General features: G+C 39.7%; 10 protein-coding genes. 5 read left to right on the plus strand and 5 right to left on the minus strand.

The genetic code is table 11. From position 1 onward, the window contains the following. Nucleotides 1-5: 5 nt before the first annotated feature. A complete protein-coding gene (locus FNW02_RS00550; RefSeq protein WP_225225321.1) occupies nt 6-164 on the minus strand; it encodes a hypothetical protein in 159 nt (52 codons plus the stop codon). Nucleotides 165-865: 701 nt separating this feature from the next. On the opposite strand from FNW02_RS00550, the gene murA reads away from it, so the two are divergent. Further along, nucleotides 866-2,245: a UDP-N-acetylglucosamine 1-carboxyvinyltransferase gene (gene murA / locus FNW02_RS00555; RefSeq protein WP_191756025.1), complete on the plus strand. Its 1,380-nt coding sequence runs from the start codon at nt 866-868 to the stop codon at nt 2,243-2,245. 109 nt (nt 2,246-2,354) lie between these two features. Then, a complete protein-coding gene (locus FNW02_RS00560; RefSeq protein ID WP_191755655.1) occupies nt 2,355-3,230 on the plus strand; it encodes a M48 family metallopeptidase in 876 nt (291 codons plus the stop codon). Between the two features lie 196 nt (nt 3,231-3,426). Here the strand turns inward: FNW02_RS00560 and FNW02_RS00565 are convergent, their stop codons facing one another. Both FNW02_RS00565 and FNW02_RS00570 read right to left on the minus strand, forming a co-directional pair. After that, a complete protein-coding gene (locus FNW02_RS00565) occupies nt 3,427-4,584 on the minus strand; it encodes a glycosyltransferase family 4 protein (RefSeq protein WP_191755656.1) in 1,158 nt (385 codons plus the stop codon). A 61-nt stretch (nt 4,585-4,645) separates the two neighbouring features. Next, nucleotides 4,646-5,815, minus strand: a complete 1,170-nt coding sequence (locus FNW02_RS00570; RefSeq protein ID WP_191756026.1) for a glycosyltransferase family 4 protein — start codon at nt 5,813-5,815, stop codon at nt 4,646-4,648. 970 nt (nt 5,816-6,785) lie between these two features. On the opposite strand from FNW02_RS00570, the gene FNW02_RS00575 reads away from it, so the two are divergent. From FNW02_RS00575 to FNW02_RS00585, 3 genes are all read left to right on the plus strand, one after another. After that, nucleotides 6,786-9,008: an NHL repeat-containing protein gene (locus FNW02_RS00575; protein ID WP_191755657.1), complete on the plus strand. Its 2,223-nt coding sequence runs from the start codon at nt 6,786-6,788 to the stop codon at nt 9,006-9,008. Nucleotides 9,009-9,715: 707 nt separating this feature from the next. Next, nucleotides 9,716-10,501, plus strand: a complete 786-nt coding sequence (locus tag FNW02_RS00580; RefSeq protein ID WP_191755658.1) for a PIG-L deacetylase family protein — start codon at nt 9,716-9,718, stop codon at nt 10,499-10,501. Nucleotides 10,502-10,588: 87 nt separating this feature from the next. Then, on the plus strand, nt 10,589-11,719 hold the full coding sequence (locus tag FNW02_RS00585) for a glycosyltransferase family 4 protein (RefSeq protein WP_191755659.1): 1,131 nt from the start codon (nt 10,589-10,591) through the stop codon (nt 11,717-11,719). A 199-nt stretch (nt 11,720-11,918) separates the two neighbouring features. Here the strand turns inward: FNW02_RS00585 and FNW02_RS00590 are convergent, their stop codons facing one another. Further along, complete coding sequence (locus FNW02_RS00590) at nt 11,919-12,320, minus strand: fasciclin domain-containing protein (RefSeq protein ID WP_191755660.1); 402 nt, start codon at nt 12,318-12,320, stop codon at nt 11,919-11,921. A 376-nt stretch (nt 12,321-12,696) separates the two neighbouring features. Next, nucleotides 12,697-13,002 (minus strand): hypothetical protein, encoded by a 306-nt coding sequence (locus FNW02_RS00595; RefSeq protein ID WP_191755661.1) that lies wholly within the window; start codon nt 13,000-13,002, stop codon nt 12,697-12,699. Nucleotides 13,003-13,327 lie beyond the last annotated feature (325 nt).

The raw sequence follows: 13,327 nt of genomic DNA on the forward strand, positions 1-13,327 counted from the left end.
CGGCTTTACTGAGTCAAAGTATGATTTGTCTTTGTGTTCGCGCAGCGTTCCCGCAGGGTGCATAACGTTGGCGGAGCCTCTCGCAGAGAAGTGAAAGGTTCGCGTAGCGTTCCGTAGGAAAGAATCTCATCAGATGCTCCATTCCGCTTTGCTGTACTCAGCATGACAAATTTCATTTCACACCTCAATTCAGTAACGCCTGTTCTTCTTTCTTTAGTCTCCTATGGATCTTGATATTTGAGGAACTTCCGCAAGATGCATCTGATAAGGAATAAGTATATCTGCTTAGGAAACTCACTTATTTGTCCAGATGAAATCAACAAAGGGAATTGCTTGTGAGTAAAGAATATTTTTAGCGCTTAGGAATTAGTGACTCTAGCTCCCGGAAACATTGAAGCCAAGTTAGATGATTTCAAACCATCACATTTTTATTTATTAGAATATTATTTTTCTACCACCCATAATCATCAAGTTAGAGTAGTTTAATTCCAAATATCTGCTGTATCTTTATTTTCTAGTAAGTAATCGGGAAAAAATAGGGAAGACTGAGAGAAAGTAGTTTTGTATCTTAGTAAGAGGTGTTTTTATCACATTAATTGCCGAACTACCAGAGATAACATTGGATTTCTTTCACTGAGTATTGAATATTGCTCAAATCAAAGGTTATACACTCAGTTAATGTGGAATTTTTCAATGCCCATAAGACTTAATGCTACGTGTTTTCAGCCGTCAGTCTACACTTAAGACACTATTGAGCAATGCAAGATGTAGTTTCAAAATTGTGGACAAATCGAATCTTTACTGTAGAATCAAAACCAACTTCAAACCTTGACAATTATGTATTTATTTTTTTGGAGGTAGGTTTATTAATCCTTCTAGCAGCTTACCAGATGCCAAATTTACTCCAGAAGCAGACTCCTCAGTCTTGCAAATTTGGGGTGGGCATCCTTTGCGAGGTCATGTAAAAATTAGTGGGGCAAAAAATTCAGCACTGGTGATCATGGCTGGAACTTTGCTATGTTCAGGAGATTGTCGTATCCGCAATGTTCCCTTATTAGCTGATGTAGACCGGATGGGGCAGGTTTTATCAGCTTTGGGTATTCGCTTAAAACGACACGGCGATATCTTAGATATTAATGCCAGCGAAATTACAACATCAAAAGCTCCCTATGAACTAGTCACCCAATTGCGGGCAAGTTTTTTCGCCATTGGGCCGATTCTTGCACGATTAGGAGTAGCGCAGATGCCTTTACCAGGCGGTTGTGCAATTGGGGCCAGACCAGTTGATTTGCATGTTCGGGGATTGCAAGCAATGGGAGCCGAAGTCCAGATTGAACATGGTATTTGTAATGCCTATGTTCCTGGTAGCAGTGGCAGATTAAAAGGAGCCAAGATTTATCTGGATACTCCCAGTGTGGGAGCCACAGAGACTTTGATGATGGCGGCTACTTTAGCAGATGGCGAAACGATCATCGAAAATGCCGCACGGGAACCAGAGGTAGTCGATCTGGCAAATTTCTGTAATGCGATGGGAGCGAAGATTCAGGGTGCAGGGACAAGTACGATTACAATCGTTGGCGTCCCCAAGTTGCATTCTGTAGAGTACACAATTATTCCCGATCGCATTGAAATAGGAACATTTTTGGTTGCTGGTGCGATCACTCGCTCAGAACTTACCCTGTCGCCAGTGCTACCAGATCATTTGATTCCCGTAATTGCCAAGCTGCGGGAAATTGGAGTGACAATAATTGAGGAATCGCCTAACTGTTTACGCATCTTGCCTGCGGAAACTTTCAAGGCAACCGACATTGAAACTTTGCCCCATCCAGGCTTTCCTACAGATATGCAAGCACCGTTTATGGCTTTGCTAACATTGGCGGAAGGTGACAGCCTAATTAACGAATCTGTATTTGAAAACCGCTTGCGTCATGCTTCAGAATTAAATCGTTTGGGGGCAGATATTCGCGTTAAAGGCAATGCAGCCTTTGTTCGGGGAGTGCCGATGTTGTCTGGTGCGCCAGTATTGGGTACAGACTTACGGGCATCAGCAGCGTTAGTCTTAGCAGGACTAGCAGCCGAAGGACAAACGACAATTCAGGGATTACACCACCTTGATCGCGGCTATGATCGATTCGACATAAAGTTGCAGCAGTTAGGAGCTAGAATCCTACGCGTGGGAGATGTACCAGCAGATGCAGAACTAGCTTCCAATGGCAGTACTCCGCCAGCATCGATTTCAACTTAGTAGTTAGGTGGGCAATGCCCACCCTACTTAATCGTTATACTAGCTGTGGGAGGTTGTTTTAGATAAACAGCCAGATTCCACAGTTGCGTTTTTTATAGCTTGCTGCACCATGTCTTTTTTTAAAACCCCGCTGATTGGTTTAAAAGCTGACTCATTTCGTCACCCATTAGATCTGGAAGCTACCAAAACTCTCAAGCAGATACCAGGCATAGACATGATGGTACGGAACTGGCTTGGGCCAATGGCAGAGCAGGTTTTTTATGTGGAAAATATTGCCTCTAGCATTTTGGTCGGTGAAAAACAACTGCCCGATTTACACAAGCTGTTGTTAGATGCCTGCAAAATCCTGGATATAGAGCCTCCTCAGTTGTATATCCGCCAACATCCGGCTCCTAACGCCTACACCTTTGCTGTTAGGGGTAAGCAGCCTTTTATTGTGCTACACACCTCATTGATTGATATTCTGACACCAGAAGAAATACAGGCAGTGATTGCCCATGAATTGGGGCATCTCAAGTGTGACCACAGCGTTTACTTGACACCTGTAAATTTATTAATATTAGCAGCAGCAATTGTGCCTAATGTCGGAACCTTCCTGGCACAAGCGATACAAGCACAACTTTTAGAATGGGTACGCTGTGCTGAGTTTACCTGCGATCGCGCCGCTTTGTTAGCAACCCAAGACCCCAAAGTTGTCATGTCAGTGTTGATGAAGTTGGCTGGTGGCTCCCCAATCTTGGCTCCACAACTTAATCTTGATGCCTTTGTTGCCCAAGCCCGCGCTTACGATGATATCAGTAAGACTGAACTGGGTGAAATGGTCAAAGCTGCCCGCACAGCCCAATTAACCCATCCAGTACCAGTACTACGCGCGCGAGAAATTGACCGCTGGGCAAGTAGCACAGAATATCAATCTTTATTGCAAGGTCAAGCAACAAAGTATACAGATGAAATTTCACCTAAGGGCGGGTGGCGCAACTGGTAGACTTACTAGAACTTTGCTTATCGGGTGGGCATTGTAATGTAACCCTGGTGAAAAATCTGCTTTACCGATGCAATTAAACTTTGTGTCTTTGTGTCTTTGTGTCTTTGTATCACCACAGAGGCAATAAGGCACAAAGAATATTAAAAGTTGAACGCTATACCTTGACAGGGCTGGTGATGTGAAAATAAAAAGGGATTTAGCGTGTAGGCTGATCGGAAGCGTATTGAGACAATAGTTGAGCGATTTGCTGATTAATAGTTGTTACATCAAAACGCTGACTAGCGATAGCCTGAGCATTCTTAGCCATAGTTGCAGTTGTTTCTACCTCCTGAAGACAGGTAGTAATCACTTGTGCAAGTTCTTGGGATTTTCCTGGCGTCACTAGAAAACCATTAATCCCATGTTCTACTAACTCTATTGCACCCCCAGCTTTTGCTGCTACTACAGGTCGTCCGCATAGCATCGCCTCAACAATCACTCTACCAAATGGTTCTGGGGAAGTAGAGGTATGTGCTACCAGTTCACAAGCAGCCATTAACTGGGGAATATCTGAACGAAATCCTAAAAATTTAACACGGTTTTCTAACCCCATTTCAGCAATTTGTTGATGCAACTGTTGCACATAATCTTGTTCGCCAAATAGTGCATCACCAACTAAAAGTGCTGTTACCTGTGGCGGACATTCAGCAAGCGCAGTAATTAAAATATGTTGCCCCTTCCAAGGTGCAAGACGGCTAAAGTGTCCAACTACAAATTGTCCTTCGATTCCTAATTTTTGTTTTAATTGTTTAATATCAGATTCGCTAGTTTTGTATATTTTTGGTTCAAAGCCGTTATAAATAACTTTGATAATGTTTGGGTTGCCTCCCGCTTGCACAAAAGCTGTTTTACTAGCTTGGGAATTGGCAATTACTAATGATGCAAAACGATTAGCAAGATTAATAGCAATACGAAGGTTAGTTTGGCTGAAATGTTCTTGAGAAAGAATATCGTGCAAATGATAGACCAGAGGGCGACGGCTGAATAAACTAGCTAATGCCCCAACAACTAATGCTTTTTGGGTGTTGGCATAAATTAAATCGTATTTACTAGCTCTGTTTACTACTTTAGTAATTAGCGGTGCAATTTGTCCCAGGCTCTTTAATCCTTGAGTCAAACTGCTTTCTTTGCGAACCTGAATTGCTTGAGTAGCGAGAACTTCTACCGGGATATGATTTTGCTCTAGTAATTTTCTAAAAGACCCATCTGTGAATAGTCCTACAAGAGCGCGATCGCGATAAGGTTTAGCAATATCTATTAAACATAATTCTGCACCACCTGGTTTACCACTTTGGTCTAAAAAAAGAATTTTCATAAAATATCCTTATAATACCCCATTTTCGAATGACTGTCTTTAAGGAGCAGTTAAATTAAATTTAAGCTAATAAAATATTTCGTACTTTCTGAGCAATTTTATTCCAGTCGTAGTGTGTAGTAGCGTACTGACGACAGGCTTCTCGTGAAGGTATGGGTATGTTTTCTAGAAACACATTTTCTAATTTTTCAGTAATACTAGAAGCTTCGGTAGAAGTAGTAATTAAATCGGGTGAAAAGTTCTCTAAAATTTCTGGCATACCCCCAACTGGAGTACACATAACAGGAGTACCACAGGCTAAAGATTCGACAATTGCTAATCCAAATCCTTCAAAAGATTGGCTAGGCATGACGGTTAAATCAGCAGCTTGGTAAGCTATAGGTAACTGCTCATCAGGTATGAAACCTAAAAATTTAACATTGTCATCTAGCCCTAGTTCTGTAGCTTGTTGTTGTAGTGTAGCTTGGATGTGACCACGACCTGCGATCGCCAGCCAAATATCTGGAATTTTCGGTTTAATTGTCGCCACAGCTTGCAATAATTTATCAAGCCCTACTCGATGTACTAAACGGCGAGATGTAAACAAGATACGGCGATTACTAGGCCACCCTAGCTGTATTCGAGCCTCTTGAGGTGACAAGTTTGTTTGGAATTTGGTAATATCTACTCCGCCGGGAATAACATGAATTTTACTCCAAGGAATTTGATATTGTTGATGTAGAATATTGCCAAATGCTTTGCTAAGAACAATAAAGCGATCGCAGCGATTATAAGTGCTTTGTTCTATCAGCCAATGCTTAAGAATAATACTCAGCTTTTTATTAACAACCTCCTGCTGGCTCTCAGAAGCCCAAGGGCCATGAAAGTTAAAGGTAACTGGCACTCCTTTGGGCAGAATATCTAAAATAGGAAAGCTGTATAATGCAAAATGCAGATTAATAGCATCTGGTTTACTAACTCTTGTTTTCTTGAAGTTCGTGCGAATTGACCATAATCGTTGCCACATAGCACTATCTGGAGAAGCCAAGTTAGTCAGCTTGATTGGCAAATTTTTTTCACCTTCTGGTAGACCAACTCCACATAATTCAACCTGGTCATGATTTGCTGCTAATTTATGAGTTAGTTCATAAATATACCTTTCTAAACCTCCGGGTGTTTGGGGAAACCATCCTAATCCCAGAGTGAGGATTGATGCAGATGTTGAATTAAAATTTTCTTTGTTGCTTTCCAAAAATGTTTCTCCCATAATTTATTGAGCATGAGTTTATTAATCACACCAAGCTCAACCGCCTTTTTTGAAATCAGCAGTAAATTGCTGATGCTATTACTTGTATCCTACGATTCTATGCATTATCCGCACTTTTCAAGTACCTTTGCATACAAATATAATTTTGATTTATGATTATCTAAAAATCTAAGTTATTAAAGTCAATAACTGCATACACATTATAAATAAGAGTTTATTTTTTGCAAGGACACCAATTTATAAACTATTTATATCTTTGTGTCAACAATAAAACTGAAACACGTATTTTGTTAACTAAATAACACTAGCTATGATAGATATGATACTTGCACAATAATTATATATCTAGTTTTTTCATCATATTGCTCGGTGTTATCCCATCAAAATCAACCATAATCAAGTAATTAGCTCATAAATAGTTTTGTATTAATATTGACTTGCTGTCTGATTAAAAAGTAAATATTAATACTTTGAATCTTTCCGGTTAAAACTATTAATTTAAATTTTAAATGTTGATATTCTTTTCATAAAGATTTAGTAAACATTTAATCATTAATATCAATTCTTTGTTATTTATATATATGTACTGCTAAACAAAAGGTCAGCAATTAAGTATCAATTGTTTTCTTAGTTTAGATAGTTTTAAGTAAACAGGCGCAAATAAATACAACAACCCAAAATAGTCAAAATTCTATACCTCAACGTGGCTATCATCAGGGTTTTGAATGTTAAAAATTAATATTTATTTGCAACAGTATACTTAAGAATCTCCATAATCAGTCTATATACATCTAAAAATACATGTATAGCAGAATACGATGCATTCAAGTTGTGATATTTAGCTATTAATTCCTGGTCTGTATGCTGTGATTTATAGACAATCAAGTGTAACTATGTTTTTTTGGAATTCCAGAAAGAATGAGCATTTAAAAGGAATTATAAGCTTAGGAATTTTATGAAAAACAAATTACTACTCAAGTTAAGTAAATTCTGTCAAAATCTCAATCAGCGCATCAAGAAGCTATCTAAAACTAGGCGTTGGCACAAAAATAAAACTTTCAACTTTTTACTCAGTCTAACTGTCGGAGTAATTATTACTTCTATTGGAATTACAACAGATTGGGCTACAACTGGAACGCCTGCACTTACATACAAAACATCTTGGATAGGTAATACTTTCGGTAGTGGAAATCTGCGGGTACAAAACAATATAGAAGCAATGTATGTTGCTGCTGATGGCACAGTTTATACTAACAGCCATTGGGATGAAGCTGGAGCAGAAGCACAAATATATAAAGATGGCAAAGTAATTAGTGCTATTGGTGATACTCACGGCTGGAGTCGTAGCGGTGGCAAAGCCGTGGCTGTAAATAGTAAATATATTTACATTGCTATGAGCCAAGGTGCGATGGGTGAGACAAAAGAGGATTATCCTGCGAAAGGAACAACTTGGCACTGCGTCAGACGTTACGACTTATCTGGAAAACCTGCACCATTTCCTGAAGGACGTGGCTGGGATAAAAGTATGTTAATCACCAGCACCAAAAGCGAAGTTACCGGCTTAGCAACTGCGGGAAGCGAGTTGTATGTGAGTGATTTTGCTAGCGATCGCATTCGTGTCTACAATACTGACACAATGAAAGAACTTCGCAGCTTTAGCGTTGCTCGTCCGGGAGCAATAACCGTTGATAGACAAGAAAATCTCTGGATTATTCAAAGCAAAAATGGTAGTAACCCTGCCAAGATTCTGCATTATTCCCAGACTGGAAAGCAATTACCTCAACAGATTGCCGATGTTGTCGAACCAACAGCGATCGCACTTGATCATCAAGGTAGGCTGTTAGTGGCAGAAAATGGGCCGCGTCAACAAATGTTGACTTATGACATCAAAGATAAACCAGTGCAGGTGAGTAGTTTCGGTTGCAAAGGCGGTATTTATGCAGGTATTCCGGGTGAAGTGCGAGATTTAAAACTTTATGGTATTACTGGAATCGGTACAGATGCCGCAGGTAATATCTATATAAATAGTAATGGTTTCAACAAATCAGGAACGGATTTACGCAAATTCTCGCCATCAGGAAAACAATTATGGCAAATGCTAGGATTGATATTCGTCGATAATGCTGATGCTGATCCCAAAACTGACGGTGTAGATGTATTCACCAAGCAGGAACACTATTTGATGGATTACAGCCAGCCTGCTGGCAAACAATGGACTTACAAGGGTTATACTTTAAACGCTTTCAAATATCCTCAAGATCCCCGCTTGCATACATCGCCAGATGGAACCTTTGTTCGGCGCATCAAAGGTAAGCCTTTCTTGTTCCTCACAAATATGTATGGCAGCTTTCTGCAAATATATCGTTTCAATCCAGCTACAGATGGTAAGATTGCCATTCCAGCAGGAATGTTTGTTGGTACTAATGGCGGAGATAAAAAATCCATCTCAGGAACCTGGCCACCGCAGCAACCGGAAAAAGGCGAGTGGATATGGCGGGATAATAACGGCAACGGGGCGTTTGAGAAAAATGAGTATGATAGCAGTAAAGATTATCCCTTCATCGGCGGCTGGTGGGTAGACAACAAAGGAGATGTTTGGAAAACTTTGCGAACTCAAGATGGTATTGGGATTAGGCATTATCCTTTACAGGGAATAGATGCAAAGGGGAATCCCATTTATTCCTATAGTTCGATGCAAAAGCAAACCACTCCAAAGATATTTACAGATTTACGGCGGATCGAATATTTCCCAGAAACAGATACTATGTATTTATCAGGCTTCACAGGAGAGCATCCTGCGATCGGTGATGATAACGGAGTCGTTGGTTCTGAGATTGCACGTTTTGACAATTGGAGCCAAGGAAATCGCACTCCTCGTTATCGGATTGTAATTCCACACGACACCACTGGCAAACGTGAAGTGTCCACTGCTGCGATGAGCGTGGCTGGAGAATATGTATTCGCCGTGACAGTAAAAACCGCAGAGGTATACGTCTACAACACAGCAACGGGAACGCAAGTACAAAAGTTAAAACCCGGCCCAGAAGTTGGAAGTGAAAGCGGCTGGATTGATATACCATACGGTATCCGCGCTTTTCGGCGTTCAAATGGTGAGTACCTAGTGTTTGTAGAAGAAGATTGGAAAGGAAAAGTAATTATGTATAGGCTGATGGGGTAAGTAGTAGAGACGTTGCCATACAACGTCTCTACAATGGTCTATCTGCCACATTCTTTTTTTTCAGATTTGATATAACACGTATACAGCGGGTTTTATACCAATACAGAACTTACGCACTCAGATCCCCCAACCCCTTTAAAAAGGAGGCTTTATAAATTCCCTCCTTTTGAAGGGGAGCCAGCGCGCGGTCTTCTCTACTTTGAGGCTGCGCCAAGGGGGTTTCCACGCCACTCCCCACAACGGATAGCGCAGCGAAGCGCGAGTCTTGTCTGCGACACGCTGCGCGAACGAGCGTCGGCAACCTCCGCAAGGGGGTGGCTCCCCATGAGCGACTGGCGTGGGCTAGGGGGGATCTAGGTTTCAGCCTTCAATGCGTAAGTCCTACAATAGATCACAGTAGGGTGAGCATTGCAATGCCCACCCTACAAGCTTTGCACAGATAATTAAATTTTTATTTTATAAGTTAGATATTTTTTGAACTTTATAAAAATGCCGCTTAAAAAATCAGCTATTTCTTCATATTTAAAATTCCAGATTTACATATATTTTATGCATCATCAATAATCAACTAGATTATGATAATAATATATTTTATTAAAAGGGCAATTGTTCAACAAAGTATAAGATTACTTTGAGGCTAAAAGATATTTTAATAAGCATAAAGTTTGAATAAGTAGTCTCATATTTTGCTAATTAAAACAGGAATTATGAATTTCAAAACAAAGCTTAAACTGTTAGATAAATTAATTCCAAACATCTGGTTGTATCAGATGCAATATATCCACTCCAGCCTATTAGTTCAATGGATTTTGCGTTGGGGAAGTAAGCCATTAGCATTTAGCCAAAAATCAGCAATGGTGTTTTCTCCCCACCAAGATGATGAAACCTTTGGCTGTGGTGGGATGATTGCTATGAAACGTGAACATGGCATACCAGTAGTAGTAGTTTTTTTGACGGATGGACAAGGGTCAGGTAGTTCAAAGCCACATTCTCAAGAGAAAATTAGCCAAACTCGTAAGCGAGAAGCGATGACAGCACTAGAAATTTTGGGAGTGAGTCCTTCAGAAATTTACTTTTTGGAAAAACCAGATGGAACTTTGCAAGATTTAAAAAATGAGGAACGGCAACAAATAATTAAACAGGTTGCTAAACTTTTGAAGTATTATAAATCAGAAGAAGTTTACGTGCCTCATCACAAAGACTGCCATAAAGATCATGAGGCAACTTATAAATTAATTCAAGAAGCAATTGCCCAATCAGAAATAAAAATTGACCTGCTACAATATCCTATTTGGTTGTTCTGGAGAGCACCAATATTTATTCTATTAAAGTTGCAAGATATAGCAGCAGCTCACTATCTTCCAATTACATCAGTTCAAGACAAGAAAAATAAAGCGATCGCCTCATATATTTCTCAAACTCAAAGCCTACCCCGTGGCTTTATCAAGCAATTTTTAGGGACGCGAGAAATCTTCTTTAAAGCTGAATCTTAGTATCCAATCCAGAGCTAAGTAGAGATTGCATTTATAGGGCTAAAACTTATCGATTCGCTACAAGTAACCGCTGTGGAGAACATATAAATGCGTATATTACATATTACAAACCATATCCAAAAAATTGGTAACGGTATTGTGAATGTGGCCGTAGACTTAGCATGTTTGCAATCAAAAGACGGTCATGATGTTGCTGTAGCGTCTGCTGGGGGAGAATATAAAGCATTACTAGAATCTCATGGTGTCACACACTTTCAACTAGATCAGTCACGGACACCACTAAATCTGATTAAAGCTGCTTGGTGTTATCGGGGAATAGTACAAGAGTTTCAGCCGGATATTGTCCATGCACACATGATGACAGGAGTCGTGCTAGCAGGAGTACTTAGAAGCCGTTGTGAATATAGTTTAGTTTCTACTGTACACAATGAATTTCAGCGTAGTGCAGTACTGATGGGATTAGCAGATAGGGTAATTGCAGTTAGTCACGCAGTAGCCGATTCTATGGTGCAGCGTCGTATACCTAAGAGCAAATTACGAGTAGTCTCCAATGGCACATTAGGCAGTCCCCGGCATAAGAGTATTAAAGATTACCAACCACTACCATTGTACCGTCCCGCGATCGCTACAGTAGCAGGAATGTATTCTCGCAAAGGTATTACTGAGTTAATTGAAGCCTTCGTCAAAATTGCGGCAGACTTTCCGCAAGTACATCTATATTTAATAGGAGACGGCCCAGAACGCTCTATGTTTGAAGCAATGGTGCAAAAAATACCTTTTAGCAATACCTGCGGTGATCTGCGCCAACGCATTCATTTTGAAGGTTTCCAGCCAGAGCCACAATGCTATATGCTAGCAACAGATATCTTCGTTCTGGCTTCACATCACGAATCTTTTGGTTTGGTGCTAACAGAGGCGCGAGAAGCAGGTTGTGCCATTATTGCCAGCGATGTAGACGGTATTCCTGAGACTTTAGATAATCGACAAGCTGGTCTTTTAGTACCACCTAAAGATAGCAAAGCCTTAGCAGATGCTTTGGTGCAATTGCTCAGCGACCCCAAACAGATGCACAAATGGAAATCCCGCGCCAAACAAAACCTAGAACGGTTTAGCGCCAAGCGGGTGAGCAAGGAAACACTAGCTGTCTACCGTGAATTAATCACGAACTACCTTGAAAACAGAATAGTTCAAATAAAAGAACTTTTTGCTAGTAAATAAATATGCATTTAGTTTAGAGTATTGCCATAGTTAGGGTAAGCGTTCCTGTTACTGGATATCCAAAAACTCTGGCATTAGCAAAAGTATTTGGTACGTCAAACACCGTTCTATTCTCAACTTTAATTAAACTCGCTTTAGTTAGAATTTGTAGCTCAAAGAAAGTTTAAACTTTCTTTGAGCTACAAATTTAAGTAATTGCTTATGCAGGAATCAAAACTGTATCAATGACGTGAATGACACCGTTATCAGCAGCAACATCTGGTGTTGCAACAGTAGCATCATTTATCTTAACTCCATTAGAGGCGTCAATTTTCACATCAGAACCTTCAACGGTAGTAGCTGACTTCAGCTTAACTACATCAGATGAAAGTACTTTACCTGAAACAACATGATAAGTCAGGATTTTCTTGAGCTTTGGAATATCTTTGAGCAGTGCATCTACTGTACCTTCTGGCAGCTTAGCAAATGCTTCGTCGGTAGGTGCAAACACAGTAAACGGGCCAGCACCTTTGAGGGTATCTACCAGATTTGCAGCTTTGATTGCAGCAACTAAGGTATTAAAAGACCCAGCATTAACGGCGGTATCAACAATGTCAGCCATGTGTTTTACCTTAAACTAATTTACATTCTGTTACAAACGTAACATTCCTTAAGATAAATAGTATCTACCTTTAGACGTGTGTCCTATCAGCTTAATTACGGTAGTATACTGTGTGTTTTTTATGCTACATATTATTAGTAGTTTTATTTTTAATAAATTAAAATCGACTTGCTCAAAAACCTGAAAAGTACTATTTATATGCTGTGGAAAATTGGCATTTTAAATTCTAGCCAGAACAAGAATAGCCATGAGGCTAGTAAAAGTTATTGATAGCAATACCTAAAAAAATACTAATAATATTAACGGCAGCCGGATCATTAGTAAAAAATTATACTTTAAGGTATAGCTATAGTAGTTTTTGGCTACTTGTTGTCCATTAACTAATAAAATCTTTATGGGCAGCTACAAGCATTTGTGCTTGCCTCAAAACATTGCCAAATAAATAAGCAGGAATCTGCCAAGCTGCAACCGTAACTTCTTTAGCCATATCCTGTATGCTAATTGCGATTAATTCATGCTCTGGTGGCTCTCCCTCAACTGCACCAGACCAAGTAAAAGCTAATAAAAAATTATCGTATCCAGGTAAGCATGCAATCAAGCATTCTTCTTGTGCTGGTTGGCAAATAATCCCGTGTTCATTTGCCAGCGCTATTAGTTTTTGGAAGTTATTTAAATTAGTCATTCGTCCTTTGCGTACAATTTAAAAACACTTTGATGAGATTGTCTATACTGTTAGTGAAATTATTGTTACATTTACCAAGAAACCAGCCATAGCTACAATAAATTTATCAAGAGTACTGCTAACAGGAATTGAAAATTTTCTAGAATGAAAAGTGTTACAAATCTGTATATTCAGTTGTTGTGTGGGCTATGCGATCGCCTATACTCTAGCTACTAGAAAAGTTCCCTAAAAAGTAAAGATTTAGGTGTCTAATCAGAGTTGGAAATTATTAAATTATTGGAACTATATCGCAAGCGTCTAGTTGAATTAGCAACAATTGCTACTT

The sequence above is a fragment of the Komarekiella delphini-convector SJRDD-AB1 genome (genome assembly GCF_014831675.1).
Classification (GTDB): domain Bacteria; phylum Cyanobacteriota; class Cyanobacteriia; order Cyanobacteriales; family Nostocaceae; genus Komarekiella.

Excerpts from the sequence above, each read along its gene's own strand:
- FNW02_RS00550 (WP_225225321.1), bottom strand. The coding sequence starts at position 164 with ATGCTGAGTACAGCAAAGCGGAATGGAGCATCTGATGAGATTCTTTCC.
- FNW02_RS00585 (WP_191755659.1), top strand. The coding sequence starts at position 10,589 with ATGCGTATATTACATATTACAAACCATATCCAAAAAATTGGTAACGGT.
- FNW02_RS00595 (WP_191755661.1), bottom strand. The coding sequence starts at position 13,002 with ATGACTAATTTAAATAACTTCCAAAAACTAATAGCGCTGGCAAATGAA.
- FNW02_RS00560 (WP_191755655.1), top strand. The coding sequence starts at position 2,355 with ATGTCTTTTTTTAAAACCCCGCTGATTGGTTTAAAAGCTGACTCATTT.
- FNW02_RS00590 (WP_191755660.1), bottom strand. The coding sequence starts at position 12,320 with ATGGCTGACATTGTTGATACCGCCGTTAATGCTGGGTCTTTTAATACC.
- FNW02_RS00580 (WP_191755658.1), top strand. The coding sequence starts at position 9,716 with ATGAATTTCAAAACAAAGCTTAAACTGTTAGATAAATTAATTCCAAAC.
- FNW02_RS00565 (WP_191755656.1), bottom strand. The coding sequence starts at position 4,584 with ATGAAAATTCTTTTTTTAGACCAAAGTGGTAAACCAGGTGGTGCAGAA.
- FNW02_RS00575 (WP_191755657.1), top strand. The coding sequence starts at position 6,786 with ATGAAAAACAAATTACTACTCAAGTTAAGTAAATTCTGTCAAAATCTC.